General features: G+C 40.8%; 26 protein-coding genes. 8 read left to right on the top strand and 18 right to left on the bottom strand.

Annotated elements, in window-relative coordinates; translation table 11 throughout:
• Window positions 1-8: 8 nt before the first annotated feature.
• The 3 genes from B2727_RS11615 to B2727_RS11605 form a co-directional block, all read right to left on the bottom strand.
• Window positions 9-416 (bottom strand): hypothetical protein, encoded by a 408-nt coding sequence (locus B2727_RS11615; protein WP_032859000.1) that lies wholly within the window; start codon window positions 414-416, stop codon window positions 9-11.
• Window positions 417-477: 61 nt separating this feature from the next.
• Complete coding sequence (locus B2727_RS11610; RefSeq protein ID WP_005313347.1) at window positions 478-750, bottom strand: YeaC family protein; 273 nt, start codon at window positions 748-750, stop codon at window positions 478-480.
• Window positions 747-1,655 (bottom strand): NAD(+) kinase, encoded by a 909-nt coding sequence (locus tag B2727_RS11605; protein WP_032858932.1) that lies wholly within the window; start codon window positions 1,653-1,655, stop codon window positions 747-749. The genes B2727_RS11610 and B2727_RS11605 overlap by 4 nt, the downstream gene beginning before the upstream one ends.
• 234 nt (window positions 1,656-1,889) lie before the next feature.
• Between B2727_RS11605 and mrcB the strand changes: the two genes are divergently transcribed.
• Together mrcB and B2727_RS11595 are read left to right on the top strand one after the other, a co-directional pair.
• Entirely contained in the window at window positions 1,890-4,301 is a 2,412-nt protein-coding gene (mrcB, locus tag B2727_RS11600; protein ID WP_033132945.1) for a penicillin-binding protein 1B, read from the top strand.
• 20 nt (window positions 4,302-4,321) lie between these two features.
• A complete protein-coding gene (locus B2727_RS11595) occupies window positions 4,322-4,879 on the top strand; it encodes a tetratricopeptide repeat protein (protein WP_005204291.1) in 558 nt (185 codons plus the stop codon).
• A gap of 2 nt (window positions 4,880-4,881) precedes the next feature.
• Here B2727_RS11595 and B2727_RS11590 read toward each other — a convergent pair whose 3' ends face one another.
• Entirely contained in the window at window positions 4,882-5,793 is a 912-nt protein-coding gene (locus tag B2727_RS11590; RefSeq protein ID WP_033132946.1) for an NUDIX domain-containing protein, read from the bottom strand.
• Window positions 5,794-5,970: 177 nt separating this feature from the next.
• Here B2727_RS11590 and hemP point away from each other — a divergent pair, with 177 nt between their 5' ends.
• The gene (gene hemP, locus B2727_RS11585) at window positions 5,971-6,141 is read left to right on the top strand and encodes a hemin uptake protein HemP (RefSeq protein WP_004653932.1); all 171 of its coding nucleotides are present in this window, start codon (window positions 5,971-5,973) and stop codon (window positions 6,139-6,141) included.
• 96 nt (window positions 6,142-6,237) lie between these two features.
• Here the strand turns inward: hemP and B2727_RS11580 are convergent, their stop codons facing one another.
• The 5 genes from B2727_RS11580 to tsaA all read right to left on the bottom strand — a co-directional run bounded on the left by B2727_RS11580 (window position 6,238) and on the right by tsaA (window position 11,330).
• Entirely contained in the window at window positions 6,238-7,572 is a 1,335-nt protein-coding gene (locus B2727_RS11580) for a sensor histidine kinase (protein WP_033132947.1), read from the bottom strand.
• Window positions 7,573-7,576: 4 nt separating this feature from the next.
• Complete coding sequence (locus B2727_RS11575; RefSeq protein ID WP_033132948.1) at window positions 7,577-8,236, bottom strand: response regulator transcription factor; 660 nt, start codon at window positions 8,234-8,236, stop codon at window positions 7,577-7,579.
• 100 nt (window positions 8,237-8,336) lie between these two features.
• Window positions 8,337-8,702, bottom strand: a complete 366-nt coding sequence (locus B2727_RS11570) for a NirD/YgiW/YdeI family stress tolerance protein (RefSeq protein WP_033132949.1) — start codon at window positions 8,700-8,702, stop codon at window positions 8,337-8,339.
• An 87-nt stretch (window positions 8,703-8,789) separates the two neighbouring features.
• Window positions 8,790-10,568 (bottom strand): GspE/PulE family protein, encoded by a 1,779-nt coding sequence (locus B2727_RS11565; RefSeq protein ID WP_032811639.1) that lies wholly within the window; start codon window positions 10,566-10,568, stop codon window positions 8,790-8,792.
• A 48-nt stretch (window positions 10,569-10,616) separates the two neighbouring features.
• Complete coding sequence (gene tsaA / locus B2727_RS11560; RefSeq protein ID WP_004806525.1) at window positions 10,617-11,330, bottom strand: tRNA (N6-threonylcarbamoyladenosine(37)-N6)-methyltransferase TrmO; 714 nt, start codon at window positions 11,328-11,330, stop codon at window positions 10,617-10,619.
• A gap of 118 nt (window positions 11,331-11,448) precedes the next feature.
• On the opposite strand from tsaA, the gene B2727_RS11555 reads away from it, so the two are divergent.
• Window positions 11,449-12,228: a ferredoxin--NADP reductase gene (locus B2727_RS11555; RefSeq protein WP_004806522.1), complete on the top strand. Its 780-nt coding sequence runs from the start codon at window positions 11,449-11,451 to the stop codon at window positions 12,226-12,228.
• Window positions 12,229-12,367: 139 nt separating this feature from the next.
• On the opposite strand, the gene B2727_RS11550 is transcribed toward B2727_RS11555, so the two are convergent.
• Complete coding sequence (locus tag B2727_RS11550) at window positions 12,368-12,928, bottom strand: TetR/AcrR family transcriptional regulator (RefSeq protein WP_004806520.1); 561 nt, start codon at window positions 12,926-12,928, stop codon at window positions 12,368-12,370.
• A 449-nt stretch (window positions 12,929-13,377) separates the two neighbouring features.
• Between B2727_RS11550 and B2727_RS11545 the strand changes: the two genes are divergently transcribed.
• Window positions 13,378-14,232 carry a hypothetical protein gene (locus B2727_RS11545; RefSeq protein WP_005204303.1) on the top strand — a complete coding sequence of 285 codons (855 nt, stop codon included), beginning with the start codon at window positions 13,378-13,380 and terminating at the stop codon, window positions 14,230-14,232.
• Window positions 14,233-14,414: 182 nt separating this feature from the next.
• On the top strand, window positions 14,415-14,870 hold the full coding sequence (locus B2727_RS11540) for a DUF441 domain-containing protein (RefSeq protein WP_005204306.1): 456 nt from the start codon (window positions 14,415-14,417) through the stop codon (window positions 14,868-14,870).
• Window positions 14,871-14,957: 87 nt separating this feature from the next.
• On the opposite strand, the gene B2727_RS11535 is transcribed toward B2727_RS11540, so the two are convergent.
• Complete coding sequence (locus tag B2727_RS11535) at window positions 14,958-15,878, bottom strand: LysR family transcriptional regulator (RefSeq protein WP_162180561.1); 921 nt, start codon at window positions 15,876-15,878, stop codon at window positions 14,958-14,960.
• 242 nt (window positions 15,879-16,120) lie between these two features.
• On the opposite strand from B2727_RS11535, the gene B2727_RS11530 reads away from it, so the two are divergent.
• Window positions 16,121-16,822: an epoxyqueuosine reductase QueH gene (locus tag B2727_RS11530; RefSeq protein WP_033132950.1), complete on the top strand. Its 702-nt coding sequence runs from the start codon at window positions 16,121-16,123 to the stop codon at window positions 16,820-16,822.
• Window positions 16,823-17,134: 312 nt separating this feature from the next.
• Here the strand turns inward: B2727_RS11530 and B2727_RS11525 are convergent, their stop codons facing one another.
• Window positions 17,135-17,926, bottom strand: coding sequence for a DUF4198 domain-containing protein (locus B2727_RS11525; protein ID WP_033132951.1), 792 nt, complete (start codon window positions 17,924-17,926; stop codon window positions 17,135-17,137).
• A gap of 197 nt (window positions 17,927-18,123) precedes the next feature.
• On the opposite strand from B2727_RS11525, the gene B2727_RS11520 reads away from it, so the two are divergent.
• Entirely contained in the window at window positions 18,124-19,344 is a 1,221-nt protein-coding gene (locus tag B2727_RS11520) for an MFS transporter (RefSeq protein ID WP_005204315.1), read from the top strand.
• Window positions 19,345-19,370: 26 nt separating this feature from the next.
• On the opposite strand, the gene B2727_RS11515 is transcribed toward B2727_RS11520, so the two are convergent.
• The 6 genes from B2727_RS11515 to B2727_RS11490 form a co-directional block, all read right to left on the bottom strand.
• Window positions 19,371-19,976, bottom strand: coding sequence for a DUF2238 domain-containing protein (locus B2727_RS11515; protein WP_033132952.1), 606 nt, complete (start codon window positions 19,974-19,976; stop codon window positions 19,371-19,373).
• A 95-nt stretch (window positions 19,977-20,071) separates the two neighbouring features.
• The gene (locus B2727_RS11510) at window positions 20,072-21,025 is read right to left on the bottom strand and encodes a siderophore ABC transporter substrate-binding protein (protein WP_033132953.1); all 954 of its coding nucleotides are present in this window, start codon (window positions 21,023-21,025) and stop codon (window positions 20,072-20,074) included.
• Between the two features lie 9 nt (window positions 21,026-21,034).
• On the bottom strand, window positions 21,035-21,799 hold the full coding sequence (locus tag B2727_RS11505; RefSeq protein WP_033132954.1) for an ABC transporter ATP-binding protein: 765 nt from the start codon (window positions 21,797-21,799) through the stop codon (window positions 21,035-21,037).
• A complete protein-coding gene (locus B2727_RS11500; protein WP_033132955.1) occupies window positions 21,790-22,746 on the bottom strand; it encodes an iron chelate uptake ABC transporter family permease subunit in 957 nt (318 codons plus the stop codon). The genes B2727_RS11505 and B2727_RS11500 overlap by 10 nt, the downstream gene beginning before the upstream one ends.
• Entirely contained in the window at window positions 22,736-23,692 is a 957-nt protein-coding gene (locus B2727_RS11495) for an ABC transporter permease (protein WP_033132956.1), read from the bottom strand. The genes B2727_RS11500 and B2727_RS11495 overlap by 11 nt, the downstream gene beginning before the upstream one ends.
• A 291-nt stretch (window positions 23,693-23,983) precedes the next feature.
• Entirely contained in the window at window positions 23,984-24,967 is a 984-nt protein-coding gene (locus tag B2727_RS11490; protein WP_033132957.1) for an ion transporter, read from the bottom strand.
• Window positions 24,968-25,009 lie beyond the last annotated feature (42 nt).

Raw genomic sequence — 25,009 nt, 5'->3', positions numbered from 1 at the left:
CCTTGGTTTTAAGTTTCAATATAATAAAAATCTGGCCAAAACGGATATTCCCGACCTGAAGAATGAATATTTCTTAGCTTCAGGTGATCACCTATTTTGATTGTAATCTTGTTAGGATCGTAAGGACCCGAAAGATAAGCATCTCGTTGTTGACCTATAAGTGCCTTACAATATGCATGATGCGCTTTGACCTTTTGGGAGCTTCGTATTGATTGCGACTCCATCACCTGAATCCCAATCAATAACATGGGATAACCATCGTTCTTTATACTTGTATATTCGGTTTGGGGAGAAGTGTATTTCTGGTTGGCAACGACCTTCACCTTGAGTAAACATTCAATGGGTTGTTTAGCCAATACAGCATCACTAAAAAATATAAGAGATAATAGTGCATAAACAGATTTTAAATGTTTCATAAGATTCTTTATTATATTTTGTAAACATAAAAAAAGCCCAGTAATCACTGAGCTTCTTAAATTAAACAAAACGAATCGGTTTGAATTCTGGTTCGTTGTGATGGTGGTCATCATCACACTCCTCACCGTCTTCTTTAGTACCACGATCGATATAACCGCTACGCTGTTCTTTTGGTAAATGTTCCATTTCCCATGCATACACTGCTTGCATACAGATTTCACGCTGTTCTTTGGTTAATGCAATCCCATTTGGCCATTTGCCAATTTCAACAGCAGTACGAAGGCGCTCAACAATTTCAGGATTTAAAATAGCGAGCATTTGTTCAATATTCATGAGTCATCCTGTTGAAAAGATTCAAAATCTTGATTCCACCCCAATTTGGTACGACATGCCATATAGAAATCATAACCTGGTGGATGTAATAAGCTTAGTTTAAACGGATGTTTGCGAATATGCACCGTGTCACCGACATTTAATGCAACACTATGTTGACCATCGGCACTGACCATCGGCAAAACACGGTTTTCACGAATGGTAATTTTAACTTCACTGTGACCACCCACCACGATCGGTCGTGACGACAACGTATGTGGATGCATCGGCACTAAAGCGATCGCATCCATACTCGGATGTAAGATTGGCCCGCCACCTGACAGTGAATATGCGGTTGAACCTGTTGGCGTTGAAACAATCAAGCCATCACTGTGCTGACGATAGACATATTGTCCATCAATATTCAGTTCAAAATCGATCATATGAACCGATTTCCCAGAGTGTAAAACCACATCATTCAATGCAATTGCATCATAAATCGTTTCACCATTGGTACGAACTTCCATTTCCAACAAGAAACGGCGATCTAGCTGAAATTGACCTTGTAGCACCTGATCAAGCTTAAATATCGCTTCTGCTGGCTTAATATCTGTTAAAAAGCCCAGTCGACCGCGGTTAATTCCAATTACAGGCGTATTATGTCGAACCAATGCACGTGCAGCATGTAAAAGTGAACCATCCCCCCCTACAACTACAACTAAATCAACCACTTCCCCAAGTAAATTTCGGCTCACTGTCTGCCCATAACTATAAGGCACCAGTTTGGCTGTTTCCTGATCAAAAACGGGGTTTAAACCTAAAGTGATCAAATGATCATGAATTAAACATAACGTTTCTACTACAGAATACTTGTCTGGTCGTCCAATTAGACCAATATTTCGAAAGGATTTATGTGAAATTTGCACGAATAATTCAGCTCCGTCGCGATTACTGACTATCATATCATTAACAACCAATGTTGCGTTGATGATTGATTAAAAAGTATAAAAATGTCTATCCGTTGTTTTTTTATACGTTTAATGTCAACGCATTCTTAAAGTTTTTATTGCATGTTGCTATTTATTCACAGTTTTATGATTGCAAAATGACAATAAGCTATCGCATCATTACCGACATTGTTTTGGTTTTAACGCAAATCTATGAAGTTTGAACGTGGTATTGGTTTTCTAGCACTCATTTTCTCAATGTTAGTGATAGGTGTCTTTGTTGCTTTTAGTATCTATCTGATCCGCTTGGATAATATTATTCGTGACAAGTTTGAAGGTCAGCGTTGGGACATCCCTGCCAAGGTGTTTGCTCGCCCATTAGAAATCTATTCTAGTGCACCGATTACTCAAGAGAATTTTACCCAAGAGTTAAAATTACTGGGTTACAAAAACACAGCGAATTATGACAAGTCTGGTAGCTATGTAGTACAAGGCAACCAGATGTATGTACATACCCGCGGTTTTGACTATGGCGATAGTAATGAACCTGAGCAAGTGCTAGAACTTGCTTTCGCTGATGGTCAGGTGAGTGAAATCCGTTCAACCAAGCCTTCGAGTACAGGTGTCGCTCGTTTAGAGCCTTTATTGATTGGTGGTATTTATCCACAGCACAATGAAGACCGCGTTCTAATCAAACTAAATAAAGTTCCAAAAACCCTGATTGAAGCGCTAATTTCAACAGAAGATCGTAATTTCTATCATCATCATGGTATTTCGATCCGTGGTACAGCACGTGCCTTGGTCAGTAATGCCACAGGTGGTCGCCGTCAAGGTGGTTCAACTTTAACGCAGCAGTTGGTCAAGAATTTCTATCTATCACCAGAGAAAACGCTGAAACGTAAAGTCAATGAAGCATTGATGGCTATATTGATTGAATTACATTACAGCAAAGATGAAATTCTTGAAGCCTATTTAAATGAAGTGAATTTAGGCCAAAATGGCAGCTATTCGATTAATGGCTATGGTCTAGCATCACAGTTTTATTTTGGTTTACCTCTACGTGAGCTGAATATTTCACAGCAAGCCTACTTGGTTGGTCTGGTTCAAGGCCCTTCTTTATATAACCCTTGGCGTAATCCTGAATCTGCGAAAAAGCGCCGTGATGTTGTTTTAAACAACATGAAAGTGATGGGCTATTTAACAGAAGCAGAATATCAAGATGAGATTGCTCGTCCATTAAATGTGGTGAGTAAGCCAACCTTAGGCCCTGCAAAATTCCCAGATTTCTTGGATATTGTGCGTCGTCAACTTCGTACTGAATACCAAGAAAGTGATATTACCAATCAAGGCTTAAGAATCTTTACCACACTTGATCCAATTGCACAGACCCAAGTCCAAAATGCATTTAAGAGCACTGTCGATCGTTTAGCCAAAGCCAACCCTGCCCGTTTGAAAAACTTGCAAGGTGCGGTTCTGGTTGCTCATCCTGAAAATGGTGAACTGGTTGCGGCTGTGGGTTCCACTCAAGACTTTACAGGCTTTAACCGTGCCTTAGATGCTAAACGTCAAGTGGGTTCATTACTCAAACCAATTATTTATTTAAATGCAATCGAATCTGGGCGTTATACATGGGCAAGCCCAATTGAAGACAGTGCAGTCAATATTCCGATTGATGGTGACAAGAGCTGGACACCGAAGAACTATAGTGGTGGTGAACATGGTGTTGTGCCAATGCAACAAGCATTAGCAAATTCATACAACCTTTCTACTGTACGCTTAGCCAATGAATTTGGTTTATCTGCATTCAGCAATAAGCTCAAACAGTTCGGGGTAAGTTCTGATATCCCTGCCTACCCTTCGATTTACCTTGGTGCTGTAAATATGTCACCAATGGAAGTATTGAGCATTTACGGTAATTTTGCGACAGGTGGCTTTAAATACCCACCACGTTCAATTCGTACCGTAGTCGATGCCAAAGGCCATTTACTGGAACGTTATGGCTTAAATGTACAACAAACCATTGATCCTGCTGCTGCCTACATTCTTAACTATGGCCTACAGCAAGTGATGCGTTCTGGTACGGGTCGTTCTGCATATAACAGCCTACCAGAATCACTCAATTTAGCAGGTAAATCTGGAACTACAAATGACACCAGAGACTCATGGTTCGCAGGTTATTCTGGCAATCATGTTGCAGTTGTCTGGTTAGGTCTGGATGACAATAAAGTCACTGGCTTAACTGGTTCATCAGGTGCATTGCCTGTGTGGATCAATGTGATGAAACAGCTCCGTCAAGAACCTGTCAATCTGCGCCAAACCGATAATGTTCAATGGCAATGGATTGATAGTGCCAGCGGTGATTTATCTGCTCAAGGCTGTGATGGTGCGATGTATATTCCATTACTGCGTCAGACCGTACCACGTCGTGCAACCTTATGCGGTCAATCTCACTACGAAGTAGAACCAACTTATATTCCGAACGATGCAACACCTACAGATGATCATAATGACGGTATAAGCAACTATATTCGTGAAAGTGAAACTCAAATGGATACAGATTTATCCAATCACACTCCAACACGCGTTATTTCTAGCGGCAGCTATAACGGTAACAGTGACAATTAAGTTTACAAGGATGATTGGACATGATGAATAAAACCACGGTTCTACTTGGTGTGCTGCTACTCGCAGGTTGTACAACTGCACCAGAGAAAACCACCAAACCTGCAAATCAGCCACCAACGAGTAGCTCGCAAAAGAAGAAGGTCACCCAACCTTCTTCTGGTGTAAAAATTACACCTTATGAACAGAAAGAAATTAAACGTCAAAGTGTTCCCGTTGTTGTTCCGCAACAAAAGGTTCAGCAGAAGTTTAATGATGGTAGCCAGTTACCTGCATTTAAGACTTTAATGCAGAAAACACAAGTGGCTTATAAGCAACAGCAACTCGCAGAAGCTGAGCGTTATGCCTTACAAGCACAACGTATTGCGCCACAAGCCACAGAAACTTATTTGTATTTGGCAATGATCGCGGATCAGCGCAAAGAATATGCCAATGCCGAAGCATTGGCACGTCGTGGCTTAAGTTATGCGCAAAGCAACGCTATGAAGAAACAGCTTTGGTTTATCATCCTGAAAGCGAGCGAAGCACGCGGTCATACCATTAAGGCCCAAGAAGCACGTAGAACCATTCAGACACTTTAAGCTTAATCAATTGAACTAAACTGTCGAATTCCAGCAAGCCCATAAGCATGATGTTTTTGGGCTTGTTCTAAATCTGCCAGTGCAAGCCCACCTAAAGCAAATACAGGAATATCACTATTCTGTGCCAATTCCTGAAAACGATCCCACCCCAATACTTTCGTTTCTGGATGCGTCTCTGTGGCATGTATAGGACTCAAAAACACAGCATCACAGCCAATATGCTGAGCGTGTTGTAACGACACAGCATCGTGACAAGCAGCGATAAAGCGTTTCCCCACGACCAAGCCACCTTTGCTTAAACTCATCAGCTGCGATTGCTTTAAATGAATGGTCTGTATCTTGTTTTGCAGTTTTACACTTAGTTTTTGCCACAGATCAACATTAACAATGAGTTTTCTCAATTGATCAACCTTTAAAGCATCAAGCTGTTGCTCAATTTGCTCAATATCATCCGTTTGTGTACGCCAATACAATAGCGCCTCTTGTTGCGGCAAAGCATCGATCTGATCGCTAATTTTAATCAGATGTGGCCAACTTAAACGTTGCAGAATTACGGTATTTGCTTTCGGGAAATTGAGATCAATCAATTGATCACGGTTATACCAAGCCCATGGTTGATGAATAAGATTAAGTAACTCATCAGGTACATAAGCATGGAATAAGTATAAATTGACAATGATGTCTTCATATTCATGTTGGATCAGATCAAAAGCATGCCACTCTTTTAAACCAATGCCAACTTCCTCATAAATTTCTCGACGACAAGCCTGTTCAGGTGTTTCACCCTGCTCAACTTTTCCGCCAGGAAATTCATGTTTGTTGCCTTGATGTTGGTTTGCTTGTCGCCAACCCACTAAAACTTTAGTTTTGTGTAATAAAATTGCGATCGCAACATCAACTGTAGCTTTTGTCATAACCGTTTAAAATCTCTCAGCTTTTCAGATCCATTCTAAGGAATTTAACTCGGCATTCCCATGTCAAAAAATAAAATTAATAGATGATTTTGTAAATTCTTAAAATTTCCGTTGACAGGTCTATTCGATAATGATTATCATTTAAAACATTAAAAAACACACCACGGAGCATAACAAATGAACGCACCATTCAGCCTATTTACTCGTAGTACCGATGCAGCTCAATCATTGCCAATGTTGCATTCAAACAACCTTTTTGCCTTAGGTCGCGAAATCCGCATCATGCATGCTGGTGAGGAATATCGCTTACGTTTAACCCGTAATAATCGCCTGATTTTAACGAAGTAATATAATAATAATCGGACAATAACAAAAAACGTGGGAATAGCAGTATGTCAGCGCATACTGCTTTTTTAATGCGTTTGATCTCAACCCCAACCCAACTTAACGTTTAAGCAGGATGCTGACCTTCAGACCACCATATTGGGACTGTTCAAACTGAATTTTACCTTGATGTAACTCGACAATTTTGCTGCAAATCGATAAACCCAAACCAGAGCCTTGTGTTTTGCTTCCCAAAGCCCGATAAAAACGTTCACCCAAACGTGCTAAATTTTCTGTATCCATCCCTTGGCCTTCATTTTCTACAATCAAAGCCAAATATTGCTGCTGTTGCTGTAAAGAGATATAGACTTGTCCATATTCTGGCGTGTATCGAATGGCATTGTCCACAAGGTTTCGAACACAGGTAAAGATCAACTGCGGATTGGCAAGAATCTGCCCCTGCAGATCTGCTGCAGCCTGCCAATGCAATTGAATATGCTTTTCCTTGGCAAATAAGTGAAGTGCCTGTATTGCCTCTTCAACACTCTCCTGCATCGAAAGATAAGTCTTGGGCAAATTATCCGTGTGCTCTGGGTCTAAACGTGCCAATAACAATAAATTCTCTAAAATTTGAATACCTCGACTCACATCCTGCTGCATTTGGCTAAAGTCAACTGCGCGTTCTGGATATTTACGCTGCAATAACTGCAAACGCATCTGAATCGCAGACAAAGGAGAACGTAACTCATGCGAGGCATCCGCGGTAAAACGTTGTTCAGACTGTAGGGAGTGGTCTAAGCGCTGTAATAAGCGATTAAGCTGACCCAACATCGGTTGTAGTTCTTTTAACTCCACCTCACCCGCTTGAACAGGACTAAGATCATCCGCATTCTTGGCCGAGATTTGCTTTGATAATTGATGAATTACGTTAAATTGGCGCTTGATCAGAAAATGCAGCATGATCCACTGCATTAACCACACCAACATTAAGACCAGTGCATATCCCACAAAGTTATGCAGTAAATCTTGGAAACGTTCCTCTAAAGGTTGCAATATCAACACTTGCATATGCGAATTTTCATCTTCACCCGCATAACTTCGCCAGAGTTGACCTTTCTGCCAAATCAAACCATAGTCGCCATGTGCGGCCTCAATCAAACTGTAATACTGTTGATCGAGATGAAAGCCTTCTGACTGGGTCAGTACCTGCTGCTGATTGCTCAAACGATATTGAATATCAAACTGATCACTGAGCTCATCAATTTGCTGCCCAGAGGGGCTGGTTAAATCCGCGATAAGCAACATATCTGAAATCTCATCCATGATTTCGTCTTGTACTTGCATGGTTTGGTACGCAGAAATGACCGCGAATAAAAGCAGTGCCACACATCCTGCAACGACGGAGCTGATTAAAGAGGTTTTAACCAGTTTGCTTTGTAAAGACACCACTTTCATGCTGTTATTCCTGATGCATGCGATAGCCTAAACCACGAATGGTTTTAATATATTGCCCGCCAATTTTCTTCCGAATCTGATAAATAAACACTTCAATGGCATTACTTTCAATTTCATCCCCCCATGCATATAAGGATTCTTCCAATTGTTCCCGTGTCAAAATATGATCGGGCTTTTGCATGAGTTTATGCAAAATCTGAAATTCCTTTGCGGTCAGATTAATGGCCTGTCCTGCTTTGCTCAGTGTTTTGGCTTGTGGGTCTAGCTGTAAATCGGAAAAATTTAGATACAGCCCTGCTTGGGCTTGATGCTGGCGTAATTGTGAACGGACCCGTGCCGATAATTCCTCTAAATTAAATGGCTTCACCAAATAATCATTAGCACCAAGGTCTAAACCTTCGACCCGATCATGAATATGATCTTTGGCCGTAATAAAAATAACCGGAGTTTTGCTGTCCTGACGGCGAATCGCTTTCAGAATGTCATCCCCTGTGGCCTGTGGTAAGCCCCGATCCAGTAAGATGCAATCATATTGATGCTGTTCGACCGCCAAGATGGCATGATCACCACGTTCAACCCAATCAACGCTATAACCATCCATCTCTAACCAGTCTTTAATACTCTCTGCCTGAGAGGCATCATCTTCAGCCAATAAAATTCGCATAAAATAATCCTCTCACTTGATCTATAACATTTTTCTGAGAATAAAGCATAAGCAAAAAACCACATGATTGTCATGTGGTCTTTTGGGATGATCAGCTTACTTAGAATTGAACTTGGTCTACATCAACCTCAACACGCTTGGCTGGTTTGTAATCAATATCAATTTCACCAATCAATGTCACAGGCGTTTTTGCCGATACGGCTTTACCTTGCCATAAGTCATCATCAATATCGACGGTGATTGAACCGGTTTGATCGCTAAACTGATATTTCTCATCACCTGTTGCTTTCACCACATAACCCTTTAATTGCACTGGCGTATCATCTTTCATCGTCAATGCTTGTTTAACGGTAGTGATTTGAGTTGGTGCCAGTGCTTGTTGATTTACTGCATTTGTATTTGCAACTGCAAAAGTTATCACACCAACCAAACCAGCAATCACTGCAACTTTAGAAAAAACGTTCATCTTGATACCCTCATTGTGGTTCATCATTTCGATGTAGGCATTAAAACAAATGAAGATGAGGTGAATCTGAAGATTCAAATTTTCTGTTTAACTCAGAGGCACCACGCGTAAAACTTCTTCCAAAGTGGTTACCCCTTCAAGGACTTTACGTGCCCCTGCAATACGCAAGGGCTCAATCCCTTCTTTTTTGGCCTGTGCTCTTAAATCATTGAGTGTGCAATTTGCACTGATCAACGACTTTGACTCCAAACTCACTGGCATGAATTCATAAATGCCAACGCGGCCTTTATAACCGGTCTGACGACACACCTCGCATCCTACAGCCTTATACATTGTAGTCGGCATATCCATCATATAGTCAAAAGTGAGATGTTCCCATTCTTGCTCATTGATGGCGGTTTGCTGTTTGCAATGCGGACAAAGACGACGCACCAAACGTTGTGCTAATACCCCTAAAATTGTTGCTGCGGTAAGGAACGGTTGGATTCCAAGATCATGTAAACGCGTCAAACTCGACGGCGCATCGTTGGTATGTAAAGTAGAAAGCACCAAATGCCCTGTTAATGCCGCTTGTATCGCCATATTTGCAGTATCGTGATCACGAATCTCACCGACCATAATAATGTCAGGGTCTTGACGCATTAAGGCACGCACACCATCCGCAAAGCCTAATTCAATATTCGGATTGACCTGCATTTGGTTAAAGCTTGGCTCCAGCATTTCAATCGGGTCTTCAATAGTACAGACATTGACCTGCTCGGTTGCCAATTGCTTTAACGATGAATACAGCGTAGTGGTTTTACCTGAACCTGTTGGGCCTGTCACCAAGATAATGCCGTGACTGTGCTGAGTGAGTTGCTGCCAGCTCTGCAATAAATGCCCTTCAAAACCCAATTGCTGGAAACTACGGACCAACACTTCTGGGTCAAAGATACGCATCACCAACTTTTCGCCAAAGGCGGTCGGTAAGGTAGAAAGACGCAATTCTGTTTCTTGCCCTTTCGGTGTACGCGTTTTTAAGCGCCCATCTTGCGGTTTTCGCTTCTCAGCCACATTCATACGACCCAAGATTTTAATGCGCGAAATCACTGCAGTGAGTGTATTGGCAGGCATGTTATAGATCGTGTGTAAAACACCATCAATACGGAAACGTACCTTACCTTTATCTTTCCTTGGCTCCAAATGAATATCACTGGCGCCTTGCTCGAAGGCGAATTGCAGCACCCAATCTACCAACTTTACAATATGCTGATCATTGGCATCAGGGTTTTGGGTATCGCCTAACTGCAATAAAGCCTCAACACCTTTATTTTCCCGATCATAAATACTGGCATTCTGCGATGAACTGACCGCCCGGCTGACTTGATAGTATTCAACCAGATAACGTTGCAGTTGCTCGGGATTGAGCAGCACTTTCTCAATTTTCTTTGGCGCTAAGCTTCGTTCCAAATTATTGAGCCATTCAGTGGTAAAGGGTTGATCGGTTCCAATCAAAATCCGATCTGCGTGTACTTCCACCGCCAGAATATGGTTTCTGGCCGCAAATTCTTGTGACATGACACTGGTTAAAGCAGCTACATCTGCTTTGAGTGGGTCAATCACAAATAAAGGAATATCTGCTTTTTCAGCCAACCACTGACACAAGCGATTCATCGCTAGCGTGGAACCGACATTGAGTTGATCTTTTAAATTAAAATTGGCAATCCACTGCAAAGGATGCCATTTCAACTGATCCTTCTGACGATGTGTGGTTTGGATGAGTAACTTATCCCGTTCAGTAATACGACCATCTTTCAGTAGTTGCTCTAAGCACCACGTTACATCAATCGTAAACGAAAAGTTTGCAAATTTTGCCTGCGCTTGTATCACCGTCAGTTCCCCAAATGTATGACTCAATTATTTTTTTAAAGTTTTTTAGCTTTGCTCTACAGCTACAACTGTGACACTCCGATCATCCACTGTAAAACGAATATTCAATTCTGAAAAACACATGCCATATACCCGCTCAGCATCATCTTGATACGCAGGTCTTGGATCTAAAGATAACACTTGTTCCAGTTCATCGAATATCTTTTTATCCAAAATTCTCTGCTTTAATAACTGTTGCTGTTGTGACTGTGCAGTTTCCGTCCAAAGCACTGTTTTACGGATTGGCTCTTCTTGCGCATAACCACTCTGTGAATCTGCAATCGCATCCGAATATTGGATATACGGTTTGATGTCTAAGATCGGTGTACCATGCAGTAAATCACTGCCCATAACATACAGGCGAACTGACTTAGCCTGCTTTTCAACACGTAAAAAACGTACCACAGACAAGCCCATTGGGGATGGACGATACATACTACGGGTTGCAAAAACACCTATTTTTTGATTACCACCGAGTCGTGGCGGCCGCACTTGTGGACGAAATTTAGACATTTGATTCAAAGAGTTATCTTGATTTTTGTTTTCATGGAACTGCCATAACAGCCACAAATGACTAAAATCTTCGATCCCTTCAAAAGCCAGAATATCGTTATAAGGCTCCGCCATCTCTATATAGGACTCGACTTGTACGAGATTTGGCTGTCGCGGAATACCAAACTTCTCACGATAAGGCGAATGCATATGGCCAATGATCGGCATGACTACTGAGTTGCTCATCACTTTTTCTTATAAACACAATTAAATATATTCAGTTTATCGAGAATGATTTTAGATTAGAATAGCCATCTGTTTCTTTTAACTGTGATCGAGACCTTTAATGGCTGCTTTTAACGTTGAACGCATTACTCATGTTCACCACTGGAATGACACGCTTTTCAGTTTTAAAACTACACGCGACACCAGCTTACGTTTTAAAAATGGTCAGTTTGTGATGATCGGCCTTGAAGTGAATGGTAAGCCTTTAATGCGTGCTTATTCGATCGCGAGTGCGAATTATGAAGAAGAACTCGAATTCTTCTCTATTAAAGTACAAGACGGTCCATTAACTTCTATCTTACAAAAAGTACAAGTGGGCGACGAGATCCTGATTTCTAAAAAGCCTACAGGCACTTTAGTACACGACGATTTATTACCAGGTAAAAATTTATACCTTTTATCTTCTGGTACTGGCCTTGCTCCATTCCTTTCACTGCTTCGTGATCCTGAAACTTACGAAAAGTTCGAAAAAGTAATTATGGTCCACGGTACACGTTATGTATCAGAACTTGCTTACCAAGATCTAATCTTAAATGAACTACCAAACCACGAGTTCTTTGAAGAATTAGGGATTAAAGACAAATTGGTATATTACCCAACGGTGACACGTGAACCGTTCCATACTCAAGGTCGTGTAACGACTGCAATTGAATCTGGCGAACTATTTGAAAAAATAGGTTTACCACGTTTTAACCGTGAAACTGACCGTGCCATGTTGTGTGGTAGCCCTGCCTTCCTTAAAGATGTTGCAGCACTGCTTGATGAACATGGTTTAGTTGAATCACCACGCATGGGCGTGATGGGTGATTATGTCATCGAACGTGCATTTGTTGAAAAATAAATTTCAATCAATAATCTAGAAAAACCGAGGTATTAACCTCGGTTTTTCTTTTTTAAACATGAGTTAAATTAAGCTTAATTTTTTATTTATATTAATTTTCATAAAACCGTCATTAAAAAAAACTAAACAAAATAATTAATTAAGCCGCCTCTAAATGAATCAAACGCTCAATATAATACCAACACTCTTCGATTTGGGCATGATCCTTATTCACTTTTGCATAAGCTGTCATACCGTCTAAAATATTGATATACATGGCTGTGAGCACATGAGGTTGAAATACTTTAGCCTTTTCAAATAAATCTTCAACCAAAGCCATTAACCACTCTCGATATTCGACAATTGGCCCAATAATAGAGGGATATTGTTGTAGAATTTCTAAAGAAGCTTTTTGAAACATACAACCATGAAAATCATCGGAATTGAACCAAGATAAATGCCAAAAATAGACTGCCTTGATTTTCCCCAAATAATCATCTGCTTCGATTAAGCTAATTTCATGTTCAATGGCCGCCTGAATACTTTTATTCCTTCGAGACAAGCACTCTTCGATCAAGTTCTCTTTGGAAGGAAAGTATTTGTAGAACGTCATCTTAGCAACACCCGACTCACTAATAATTCGATCCACACCCACAGAACTGTAGTTATGACGGTTAAAAAGGTCTAGAGCCGTTGCAATAATATCTTCTTTTTTTGACATTTTATTATCCTTGTAGAATTCTATCAAAAAACTTAATGCATTATTTAGACATAGTTTACATGCTGGAAAATTCTGGCCACTATGTATGTTTATGTTATTTTAAGAGCATTAATAGAAAAGTCGTATTTTCTTTATTGTTCCTTTTATAGGGTATGTAAAAATCAGTCTACATACAAGATCATTTGTAAAAAAATCTTTCTATTTTTAAAATATTTGTTTTTTCCGTGAAACACTTCACTGTTTACTTACAGTTAAGTTAATTCATAAACTTTCTTGCTATTTTTTAGCCGACTTAATAAATTGATTTCACAAAAAATTCATTTTATATTTAAATCATCCAATAAAAAGTTCTTTGGTTGAACTAATAGTTATATTCATAAGCAACCAAACAAAATCTAACTAAATAATTGGAAAAGCAATAATATTATTAATTCATCGAGTACAAGACTATGCCAAAAAAATTTGAAAACTTTAACGACCCAAGACAGAAAGCTATTGAAGGAATGAAGAATAGTATTTCTGCAGAACAATGGAACAAGAACCTGAACTTTCTGAAACAACTACGTGCAGAAATTTCAAATCACCCTGTTTCACGCCATCCAGCTATTCAACTTTTAAATGACGGTGTAATTGATAAAGAAACCTTAAAACACATTCATTTAGAATATCGCCATGCCATCGTACAAGTATTTACTGATGCTTTATTAATGGCTCAATTTCAAACCAAACAGTTAGAACCGCGCTTACTCTCTGGTTCAAAAATGTTCCCTCGTTTTTTACTTAATCTTAATATTCTGGATGAATTTGGTTTCCGTCCTGGTTTAGACGAAGAAGGTTACTATTCAGGCAATCCTGAGTATGCCCACTACCCACTGTTTGAAGATGTGTTAAATGACTTTGAACTCAGTCAAGCAGAACGGAATGACTATCAACCTTCTCTTATTTCACAACGTGTTCGCAATTATCTGGAAAACTCATTTCATAGCTATCAAGCCGTTTCTGCCCTGTTAGCAGTCGCGGAAGAGGAAGTCATTTTATTTAGCCCTGCATTGCGTCAAGCAACCAACGCTATCGGCTTTGATGTTAATAGCGGTTATTACTATGTTCATGGTGTTTCACATGATGCATCTGCTGAAGCGGCTGATGATGATCATGAAGACGATTTATGGTTCGTATTGGCACAAGCCTGTGTTGAATCTGAATATGCATCGATCCGCCAAATTTGCCTTGAATATTGCGATTTATGGGAACAGTTCTGGGATGAACAAATTGCCTATTATGGAACATTCAAAAAATTGGCTTAATCTCTTTCGCACAAGGAAGCCATCTTCAACTTTTAGTTGAAAGATGGCTTTTTTAATGTCTTGGAGAATCTACAAAATCCTGATTGTGAAAGCCTTCCCCTCAGCTATTAAAATGAATTTAACCGAAGTTAGCCTATATTTTACGGTATAATTCAACTTTCTTTCCCGCAAACGTTTCGCGCATGTTTTCACAATTTGATGTCAACTTATTGGTTCTGCTTGTTTTATTGGGCTGCGGTATCTTTAGTCAAAACACGGCAGTCACAGTCGCAGCAGCATGCCTGATCTTAGTTAAACTGACTCCTCTAAATCAGTTTTTCCCCTATATTCAAAATCATGGTTTGAATATAGGCATTATTATCCTGACCATTGGTGTCCTTGCACCGATCGCAAGCGGCAAAATCAGCGGTGAAAGCATTCTAAAATCATTTATCAGTATTAAATCATTGGCTGCGATTGCAGTTGGGTTATTAGTGGCGTGGCTCGGTGGACGCGGTGTCAAACTGATGAGTAATCAACCCGATGTAGTTGCAGGACTTCTGATTGGAACGGTTGCAGGCGTTGCGCTCTTACGCGGTGTTCCTGTAGGTCCATTGATTGCCGCAGGAATCTTATCTCTTCTCATTGGCAAGTCTTAAATATTGAATGCTTGCATGCATTATCTTATTGCTAAAAGGTAGAAGGCTATTTCCCTCTACCTTTTATAAATTGCAATCAAAACTCAATTATTGCTCGTAATAAACCGTTCGCATCTTAGAAAACTTTTCAAGTTGCTTAATAAAGCCCTCAAAATAGTTTTTTTCCTTATCTTCTGTTCGATAACCAGCATATAAGGTACGTCTCAATCCTTGTGGTGAAACACAGGTTAAACGACGGCTTACTACCCAACCTTTTTGCTCATACTCATTCACGACCCAATCAGGTAATGCTGCAATACCACGCCCACTGGCAACCAATTGAATCAACATTTGGGTCAAATCGGTGGTCCGAATATGTTTGGGTTGAATATTGGCAGGGATAAACAAGTGCGCCATGATATCAAGACGATGCTTATCAACGGGATAGGTAATTAAGGTTTCTTCTGCTAAATCTTCGACTGAAACCTGCTCTGCACGTACCAAGGGATGGGTGTTGGAAAGCACTAAACGAGATTCGTATTCAAAGATTGGGAAATACTCAATTCCTTTTAATGCAATCGGATCAGCCGTAATTAATAAATCAAATTCCGCATTTTGCAATAACTCGTGCGGATTCGATTCGAAACCTGCTGCAAAGTCTAGGTCCACATCAGGATATTGCAGGCGATATTGATTGAGTAATGGCATGAGCCAATCAAAACAGCTATGGCATTCGGATGAGAAAATAATTCGTCCAGTTTGCCCATGCACAATACGGGTAATATCGGTTTGTGCAATTTGCACCTGTGGCAGTACATCATCTGCCAGTTTCAGTAAACGTTCACCCACATTGGAAAAACTCACAGGACGGCTACGACGGTTAACCACTTCTACCCCATACCAGTGATCCAATTCTTTTAATTGATGTGAGATTGCCGATGGCGTAAGACATAAATCTGTTGCTGCAGATACTAATGAACCGTGCTCTCTTAAAGCAATTAACGTTTTTAAATGACGGAGTTCTAACACGACCACTACCATTATTGAATTTAATTCATCTTAGCATGATATTAATTAGTTTGTCTCACCATGACTTTTATTTCATTACTTACCTGTTCACGGGCGTTTAAAAACTCAGCACACCAATTTCGATTAATACTCCAATGCTTTTGGTATTTAAAAATTTTCAGCTTGAGCTGAGAACATTTCATGGAATTAGAGCTCCACAGACGTTTAAAGCTTTTACAATAAACAATTCACTTTTGCAGACTATGCCGACGATGCCTCATCCAAGTCAAAAGACGCTTGAACGCCAAACACTCAGCCTACCTGAAGGACATGACAAACTGTTGCTGCATTCATGCTGTGCACCATGTTCAGGTGAAGTGATGGAAACCTTGATTGAGTCTGGCATCGACTTTTCAATCTTTTTCTATAATCCGAATATTCATCCTGTGAAAGAATATCTAATCCGTAAAGAGGAAAATATTCGCTTTGCCGAAAAGCATAATATTCAGTTTATCGATTGTGACTACGACACGGATAACTGGTTTGCCCGTGCCAAAGGCATGGAAAATGAGCCTGAGAAAGGCATTCGCTGCACCATGTGTTTTGATATGCGCTTTGAACGTACCGCACTATATGCCTATGAACATGGCTTTAGTCTGATCAGCAGTTCACTGGGCATTTCACGTTGGAAGAATATGCAGCAAATCAATGACTGTGGTCTGCGTGCAGCGGCGCATTATCCAGATATCCAATATTGGGATTATAACTGGCGTAAACATGGCGGCGCAGTCCGTATGTTGGAGATCAGCAAACGTGAAGAGTTCTATCAACAGGAATACTGTGGCTGTGTTTATTCGCTCAGAGATAGTAATCGCTGGCGTATGAGCAATGGTCGAGATCGAATTAAATTGGGCGTTAAATTTTATAGTAATGCAATGGATGACGAGTCAAATCAATCAAACTAGCTCTTCGATGCTAATATTATAAATGTATGATCATCTAAATGATTTATATACCATATAAAAGGCAGCTCATATATTTAGATACGCGGCAACGTCATTCGCAACTGTTTGAGACAGGATTACTTTTGCCAGATAATGTTTTTGCGATGCAAAGTGTTAAATGTTGGTAGCGAACGAGTTTTGCGAATGGCAATGGTTTTGCCTACTTTTCCCGAAAGAAAAGTAGGTCGAACCGAAGGTTAATCCTTATACTAGTCTTTTCATTTAAAGACTCTGAAATAGCATAATTTCTCTAGATTAATCTCCATTAAAAGGTCAGTTTACAGCAACACTGATAATGCTATAGAACTGATTGCTTGGCTTTTGCTTCGTATCGACTGCTTCGCTGACTTCAATCAAATACTCGCCTGCTTTAGCAAAAACTAAATCAGCACTGCCATCTGCAGCTGTCTTCAAGCTAATGCCTTGCTTATCGGTTGCCCCTTTAGCACGAATGACCACATTGGCATTGGCCAATGCTTGATTGGTTTTTGATACTTTAATTTTCACTGTTTGATTGGCCTTTAGCTCACTTGGATGGGTTAAAAATTCAACTTGAATCGGTGCTGTGCTTGCTTGCACTGGCGTATTCTTCTCTTTAGACACATAAGTCAAAAATGTCCATTCACGGGTAATTTCAACAGGTGTAAATTTTTTCGCTTTTAAATCTGAAGGAATGATAAAATCACGCTCAGTTCTGACAGGTGCTTTGTCTGCTGGCATATCAAAGAACATTTTCCATTCTTTTTGATCTTGCACATATTTCAAAGGATAACTGGCACTGGTTTTGACCGTATAAGTCCCAGCTTCAGGCAGTTTCAAGTCAAATACAGTTGCCGAACTGAGCTTAGAATCTGGCTCAATTGTGGTTTTCGTATTATTCGGTGCGGTAATTTCAAACTTCGCATTTTTTAATGCATATTCACTTTGTAAAGCTTCTTCTGCATAACCCGAGATAATTGCGACTTGGGTTTGTTCCGTTGTATATGCAAGCGGCGCAACATAGGGCTCATGAGCAAAGCTATAAACTGAAACAAGCAACAATGGACTAATTAATAATTTTTTCACTCTTTTCCCACCCTTTATAAAAATTCAGCTAAAAATGTCTGCTTTGCATTATACATAAATGAAAATAATTATCATTCAATTATTGTGTTTTTATATAGTACCGCCCCCAAACCAATTGAGATAAAAATTGTGTTCTATTTCACCTTTCCCAAAGCGAGTCGAATATAATACGGCGGTACTTTTAGACTCGAGATATTATGTCCTCGTCAAGCTCTCCCTTGCACTCATCTCCCTCACCCAACTATTCCTTATTCCTGGTTATTTTCTCCCTTGCAGTGGGTAGTTTCTGTATTGGTACTACTGAATTTGTGGCAATGGGATTGATTCAGGAAATCGCTACCGATTTAAACGTTAGTGTGCCACATGCAGGCTATTTCATCAGCGCTTATGCACTCGGTGTCATGGTGGGTGCACCGATTATTGCGATCTTAGGCGCAAAAGTACCCCGTAAGACACTATTGCTTAGCTTGATGCTTTTTTATGGCTTGGCCAATGCAGCAACCGCTTTTGCCACTACACCTGAAGCCATGTTACTGTCTCGCTTTATTGCAGGATTTCCACACGGTGCTTATTTTGGTGTAGCCGCATTGGTTGCGGCTGAACTGGCAGGCAAACAACGCCGTGCCACCGCGATTGCACAAGTGATGATGGGACTCACCATTGCCAATGTCATTGGCGTGCCGATTGCCACATGGTTGGGTCAACAATTTGGCTGGAAATCAGGTTTTGAGTTTTCTGCGGTGATCGCGTTTATTACCCTGATCGGTGTCAGTCTATTTGTTCCCAATATCCCATTGCAGAAAACGGCCAGTATCAAAGCAGAGTTGGCGGGTTTAAAAAATATCAATATGTGGCTGACTCTTGCCGTTGGTGCAATTGGCTTTGGTGGCATGTTCTCGGTGTATAGTTATGTTTCACCGATTCTAACCGAATATACCCATGCCGATATTCGTGTGGTGCCTGTGGCCCTTGCAATTTGGGGTGTAGGTATGGTGATTGGTGGTCTAGTTGCTGGCTGGTTGGCAGATAAAAATCTGTTTAAAACTATTATTGGGATCTTGATCAGTTCGGCACTGGCCTTTGTTGCCGCCAGTTTTATGATGTCCAATCTTTATACAGCAATTGCGGCCCTATTCTTAATTGGTTTTACCGTAATCGGTCTAGGCGGTGCTTTACAAACCCATTTGATGGACATTGCGGGTGATGCACAAACTTTGGCGGCCTCACTGAATCATTCAGCTTTCAACTTGGCCAATGCGCTCGGTGCTTTCTTGGGTGGTTGGGTCCTCAGTCATAATATGGGCTGGTTAGCACCGATTTGGGTCGGTTTTGTATTAAGTTTAGGTGGTCTAGCGATTCTATTGATTGCGCTAGCGTACGCCAAATATTCACAAAAAAATGAATCTGCCGTGTCTTAACGGTAGATTCATTGCATTGGCAGTGACTAGATTAACTCTGCTATTTGTCGATCATGCCATCGAGAGAATAACAATAAGGCTGTGATCGACCCAATCAAGGCAAAAAACATATCTGACTGTGTATCCCACTCATCCCCTTGTGTCCCCAAAAACTCTTCTGCCCCTTGTCCCAAAGACAATGCAGCCGCCCATTCAATCAATTCATAACTGGCACTGATGGCCAATACAATACAGATCACAATAAAGCTCAGCATTTTGCCTTTGCTTAAAATATGGTTGCGAATTAGGATTTCACGCGCAGCTATGGCTGGGACAAAGCCCTGCATAAAATGTCCAATTTTGTCATAAGGATTACGTTCTAAACCAAACCATTGTGCCATTTCAAAACCCAACGGCACACGCGCATAGCTATATGCCCCGCCCACAATCAGCACAATGGCATGCAAGAAAATCAGTCCATATAACAGAGGAGTGAGTGGAAAAGCTTTATAAGTGGCAAATAATAACGGGACCACAATCAATACGGGTATCACTTCAAGCCACCATGTGGTTCGATCAAAAGGCTGAATTCCAGAAATCAGCAGCAAAATGGCTAAAATCGCCGTGCCCAAATACAATAAAGAAATACGCATGATGTTATAAAAGTAGTGATTTATTAAATCCCATCATATAAAAAACCCAAAGGAAGTCCTTCGGGTTTTTGTTATAAAATCAGCAGATTGAATTTTTATTTTACGGCATCTGCCACTTCTTTCAACATGTCCTTCATGCCATCCAAACCATTGTTCATTAAATACCAGTTACTTGAATCTAGATAAACAATATTGCCATTTTGCGCGGCTTTAGTTTGGTTGATAATCTTATTATTCAAGACCTGTTTTGCACCTTGCTGATTTTCAGTAATTGCAGCACCGCGGTCAATCACGAATAGATAATCTGGATTTTTCTGAGCGATAAATTCATGCGACACCGCCATACCATGCAAGCCCACTTTGATTGAAGGATCTGAAGGAGTAAAACCATATAGATCATGGATATTACCGAAACGTGAGCCTGGCCCATAAGCTGCAATTTTGCTGTTATTGACCAAGATCACTAACGCTGTTTTACCCTTAGTCTTGGCTTTTAATGCGTTAATGTCTTTTTCTAAAGTTTGCAACTGTTGCTCTGCTTCTGGCTTTTTACCCACCATTTCAGCGATATTTAGGGTTTGCTGTTTAAAGGAATTAAACTGATCGTTGTAATCCACATCAACAAAATAAGTCGGCGCAATCTGTTTAATCTGCCCCATCAGATTTTCCATACGGCCACTCATGAGAATCAGCTCAGGCTGACTGGCTGCAATTTTTTCCAGATTCGGTTCTTTGGCTGTTCCAATATCCAGATACTTCCCATCATTAAAATCTTGCAGTACTTTCGGTAAGGGCGTGCCTTTGGGTAAGGCCACCACTTTATCACTCGCACCCAAGGCATGAATGGTATTTAGGGCATTGGTATCCAGTACCGCAATACGAGACAAGTTTGCAGGAATCGTGATCTGACCAGCCTTACTATTAAAGCTCAAACTATCCTGTGTCGCAGTAGCATTTACGTCCTGTTTTGCCGAAGGTGCTTCGGAATTACCACATGCAGCCAAGACCACACTCAGCATCATGACTGGCAATGTTTTTTTGAAAAGCATAACGAACTCCTAACTAATAAAATACAAACCTAATTTGTGCTGTTGAACCTGTTGAATCGGGATATGAAAATCAAAAATATCATTGAGAATGCGTTCATCCATCATCTGCTGTGGATGACCTTGATAGACCAGTTGCCCTTCTTTCATGGCAATGATGTGATCGGCATAGACCGAGGCAAAATTGATGTCATGAATTACCACAATGATGGATTTGCCATGATTTTCAGCCAGATCTTTTAACACCTTCATAATCTGTGAAGAGTGCTTCATATCCAGATTATTCAAAGGTTCGTCCAGCAAAATATAATCGGTGTCTTGTGACAGAATCATGGCGATATAAGCACGCTGACGTTGACCACCTGACAGCTCACTCAATTGGCGATGGCGTAATGCTTCTAAATCCATATAGGCAATGGAACGATCAATCACCTCACGGTCTTCCTGCGTTAGGCGGCCTTGCGAATAGGGAAAACGACCAAATGACACCAAATCTTCAATACTCAGTCGTAACTCGGTGTGGTTGGACTGTTTTAAGATGGCCAGTTTTTTTGCAATCTCGGCACTTTTCATTTGGCGTAGATCCTGTCCATCCAGCAAAACTTGTCCTTGATCAGCCTCGATTAGACGGCTCATAATCGAAAGCACGGTACTTTTTCCCGCGCCATTCGGGCCAATAAAAGCCGTAAACTGACCTTTGGCAATACTGAGTGAAAGCTCTTGTACCACCTGCTGTTGCTGATAGCTTTTGCTTAAATTCTTTAGCTCTATTGCCATTTTTTATTTTCCTTCAGTAATATCCAGAAGAAATAAATTCCACCGACAAAATTAATGATCACACTGAGCGTGGTTTTAAGATTCAATAGATGTAATACGATGAATTGCCCAATCATCAGACACAGGATGCTGACCAAAATAATGCCGACTAATAAGATGTGATGTTGATGGGTCTTGAACAGCTCAAGGCTAATGTTGAGGACCAGCAAACCAAGGAACATCATCGGGCCTGCCAAGGCTGTCGCAGAAGCCAATGCCAATACCACCAGAATCAATAGCGAGCGGCTGGTCTTGTCATAATACAGACCCAAATTCAGAGCATGATCGCGTCCCAACGCCATCACATCCAACTTGTGATAATGCTTTAAGCTGTAAAATAGAATCGGCACAATGGTCAGTAAAGACAGTCCAACAGTTTCCATTTTCACCACATTAAAACTGGCAAAACCGGCATAGGCTGCAATCTGAAATTCATCAGGATCGAGCAAGACTTGAAAGAAAGTGGTCATGTTGTCGAATAAAGTCGAACAGATCAGCCCGACCAACAACAGGAAGTAAATATTTTGCTGTGCAACTTTCTTGAAAATAAAGCGATACAACAATAAGGCAAAGCTCAGCATTAACACCAAGCTGATCAAATAATCCAAGACAAAGTTAAATGACAGCAAGGTGCTGGCACCAAAGAAATAAATAATCTTGGTCTTGGATAGTTCATATAATTTATCCAATCCTAATGCCTGCGGTGTCACGACCCGATTATTGACAATGGTATGAAATACCAAAGTCGACACCCCTACAGCAACGCCAGCGACAATGATTGCGGTAACTGTTTTTAAACGCAGACCGAGTGCATATTGCCATGTCACACCTAAGCCCCAACCCAAATACAAGGCAATGCTGAGGATAGTTAAAAAGGCTAAAACAATGAGCTTGGTTTTATGTGGCATAGCGGTATCTCCTGAGCAATAACCACAGGAAAATCACACTACCAACGATGCCCATAATCAGGCTCACCGACACCTCATAGGGATAGATCACTACCCTACCAAAAACATCACACAGCAGAACTAGCAAAGCACCCAGGAGCGCCGTATGTGATAAGGTTCGGCGGATATTGTCACCTAGATATAAGCTGACCAAATTCGGTACGATCAGCCCAAGAAACGGAATCGCACCCACGGTCACAATCACCACACCGGTAATCACCGAGACCAGAAGCAAACCCAGAAATAAGGTCTGTTTATAATTCAGTCCAAGATTGGTGGCAAAATCCTGTCCCAAGCCTGCCAAGACAAAACGATTGGCAAAGATATAAATCAGAATCAAGACAGGAATACTAAGATAAATCAGCTCATATTGACCATTTAAAATGGTGGAAAAGTCACCTTGCAACCACCCCGCCAAGTTCTGCAATAAATCCATTTGCAAGGCGATAAAGGTGGTAAAGGCTGAGATAATACTGCCAAAAATCATCCCCACCAGAGGAACAAAGACGGTATCTCGATGCTTGAGGGTTGCCAGAATGCTCATAAAGGCCATTGCCCCGATCAGTGTCACAGTTATGGCAAAACCTGTTTTTACAAAAATTGAAGCACTCGGTAGCAAGATAATCGAAACCAATACACCTAAACGGGCACAGTCATATAAACCTGCGGTGGTTGGAGAAACGAAACGGTTGCGACTGAGTGATTGCATAATCAAACCGCAGACGCTCAGGCCCGCGCCAGCCACAACAATTGCCATAAGACGCGGCAAACGACTGGTCCAGAACAATTGCCAATCCTGTGGATTGCCTGCCCACAAACCAGCAAGACTCATCTCGCCTACACCGACAAATAGGGAAATCAATGCCAGTGGAAGCAATAATAAAATTAGATAACGCCGCTTAATCATGTTGGGAGAACTTCATAGTATGCTTAAACTTAAAAGAAGCTTAAAAATTACAAAACATTTAACAAGAAACTATCACAAATGATAAAGATTATTGTTAACTTTTTTAAATGAAATGATATCTGCGTGAAGTAACGCTTAATGAACTGAACTTTTAATTTTTAATAAAAAGCCCTAAGTCTCAGTATTACCGAGCTTTAGAGCCAAATCGAGTGTCGCCTCATCCGAATAAATAGCTAAGCATTACCAACTTATACTGAAGCCTTAGGCTACATTTTTATAATAAATTTCAAATTATTCAGGAAGCTTTTCACCACAGTGTGGGCAGTAACGGCACAGTTTCTTTTCCTGCTCCTGATCTTCTAGCAACTTTTCTCTGACCAGTTGCATAATAATTTCATGGGTCTGCTCTTTGGGTAAACCGACCTTTTTGCGAATCCGTTCAATTTCCACTTGATCATGCAACAGATCCAAACCTTTGGCCTGTAATACTTCCCTAAACTCCTGTTCCAATCGCTGATTACGCATATTTAATTCATTGGCAAGGCCAGAAGCCAAAATACCCGCAGGTAAAGCGGCAATACCGACGCCAAGAATGGTAATGAATGCACCAAGTATCCGACCCAAGTTAGTTACTGGTGTTACATCGCCATAACCAACCGTGGTTAAGGTAACTACTGCCCACCACATCGATTGTGGTATTGAACTAAACGCCTCAGGCTGGGCTTTATTTTCCACCACATAAATCGCTGATGCCGTCATCACGATCATAATCACCAAGATAAAAATGACCGCTTGGAATGAGCCTTTTTCGCGTTGAATCACGCGCAATAGAATTTGCAGGGAAACAAAATATCGGGTCAGTTTTAGTAAGCGAACCAAGCGTAAGACCCGTAAGAAACGCAAATCGATCGGAACAATGAAATTGAGATAAGCAGGTAAAATCGCCAATAAGTCGATAATTGCCCCACCACTTTTCATCCAGCGAATCCGCTGTTTCCATGCATCCTCTTGTGGTTCTTCCTCAACAATACTCCAGAGCCTGAGCAGATATTCCCCACTAAAAATCATGATCGAGAGATTTTCAAAGATATCGAAATAAGGCTTGTACAGTTGATAAAATTCGTTGACGGACTCCAACAAAACCGCAGCAACGTTGCCAATAATCAAGGCAATCAATAGATAGTTTACGCAGGTGCTGACCGTACTTTTATAGTCATCATTGTGCAAGTTGTCATAAACAAAGCGTCTTAATTGCTGCCATGAAAATTGAGTCATACCATACTTATTGTTTGATCAAGTAAGCTGAAAATGTAGCAT

Source organism: Acinetobacter sp. UBA991 (genome assembly GCF_002292065.1).
Classification (GTDB): Bacteria; Pseudomonadota; Gammaproteobacteria; order Pseudomonadales; family Moraxellaceae; genus Acinetobacter; species Acinetobacter higginsii.
The sequence above is the reverse complement of the archived record's forward strand: the minus strand, read 5'-3'. Positions and strand labels throughout refer to the sequence as shown.

Bases quoted from the DNA above. Each gene is read 5' to 3' on its own strand.
- B2727_RS11615 (WP_032859000.1), bottom strand. From the start codon at position 416: ATGAAACATTTAAAATCTGTTTATGCACTATTATCTCTTATATTTTTT.
- B2727_RS11610 (WP_005313347.1), bottom strand. From the start codon at position 750: ATGAATATTGAACAAATGCTCGCTATTTTAAATCCTGAAATTGTTGAG.
- mrcB (WP_033132945.1), top strand. From the start codon at position 1,890: ATGAAGTTTGAACGTGGTATTGGTTTTCTAGCACTCATTTTCTCAATG.
- B2727_RS11595 (WP_005204291.1), top strand. From the start codon at position 4,322: ATGATGAATAAAACCACGGTTCTACTTGGTGTGCTGCTACTCGCAGGT.
- B2727_RS11590 (WP_033132946.1), bottom strand. From the start codon at position 5,793: ATGACAAAAGCTACAGTTGATGTTGCGATCGCAATTTTATTACACAAA.
- hemP (WP_004653932.1), top strand. From the start codon at position 5,971: ATGAACGCACCATTCAGCCTATTTACTCGTAGTACCGATGCAGCTCAA.
- B2727_RS11580 (WP_033132947.1), bottom strand. From the start codon at position 7,572: ATGAAAGTGGTGTCTTTACAAAGCAAACTGGTTAAAACCTCTTTAATC.
- B2727_RS11575 (WP_033132948.1), bottom strand. From the start codon at position 8,236: ATGCGAATTTTATTGGCTGAAGATGATGCCTCTCAGGCAGAGAGTATT.
- B2727_RS11570 (WP_033132949.1), bottom strand. From the start codon at position 8,702: ATGAACGTTTTTTCTAAAGTTGCAGTGATTGCTGGTTTGGTTGGTGTG.
- tsaA (WP_004806525.1), bottom strand. From the start codon at position 11,330: ATGCCGATCATTGGCCATATGCATTCGCCTTATCGTGAGAAGTTTGGT.
- B2727_RS11555 (WP_004806522.1), top strand. From the start codon at position 11,449: ATGGCTGCTTTTAACGTTGAACGCATTACTCATGTTCACCACTGGAAT.
- B2727_RS11550 (WP_004806520.1), bottom strand. From the start codon at position 12,928: ATGTCAAAAAAAGAAGATATTATTGCAACGGCTCTAGACCTTTTTAAC.
- B2727_RS11545 (WP_005204303.1), top strand. From the start codon at position 13,378: ATGCCAAAAAAATTTGAAAACTTTAACGACCCAAGACAGAAAGCTATT.
- B2727_RS11540 (WP_005204306.1), top strand. From the start codon at position 14,415: ATGTTTTCACAATTTGATGTCAACTTATTGGTTCTGCTTGTTTTATTG.
- B2727_RS11530 (WP_033132950.1), top strand. From the start codon at position 16,121: ATGCCGACGATGCCTCATCCAAGTCAAAAGACGCTTGAACGCCAAACA.
- B2727_RS11520 (WP_005204315.1), top strand. From the start codon at position 18,124: ATGTCCTCGTCAAGCTCTCCCTTGCACTCATCTCCCTCACCCAACTAT.
- B2727_RS11515 (WP_033132952.1), bottom strand. From the start codon at position 19,976: ATGCGTATTTCTTTATTGTATTTGGGCACGGCGATTTTAGCCATTTTG.
- B2727_RS11510 (WP_033132953.1), bottom strand. From the start codon at position 21,025: ATGCTTTTCAAAAAAACATTGCCAGTCATGATGCTGAGTGTGGTCTTG.
- B2727_RS11505 (WP_033132954.1), bottom strand. From the start codon at position 21,799: ATGGCAATAGAGCTAAAGAATTTAAGCAAAAGCTATCAGCAACAGCAG.
- B2727_RS11500 (WP_033132955.1), bottom strand. From the start codon at position 22,746: ATGCCACATAAAACCAAGCTCATTGTTTTAGCCTTTTTAACTATCCTC.
- B2727_RS11495 (WP_033132956.1), bottom strand. From the start codon at position 23,692: ATGATTAAGCGGCGTTATCTAATTTTATTATTGCTTCCACTGGCATTG.
- B2727_RS11490 (WP_033132957.1), bottom strand. From the start codon at position 24,967: ATGACTCAATTTTCATGGCAGCAATTAAGACGCTTTGTTTATGACAAC.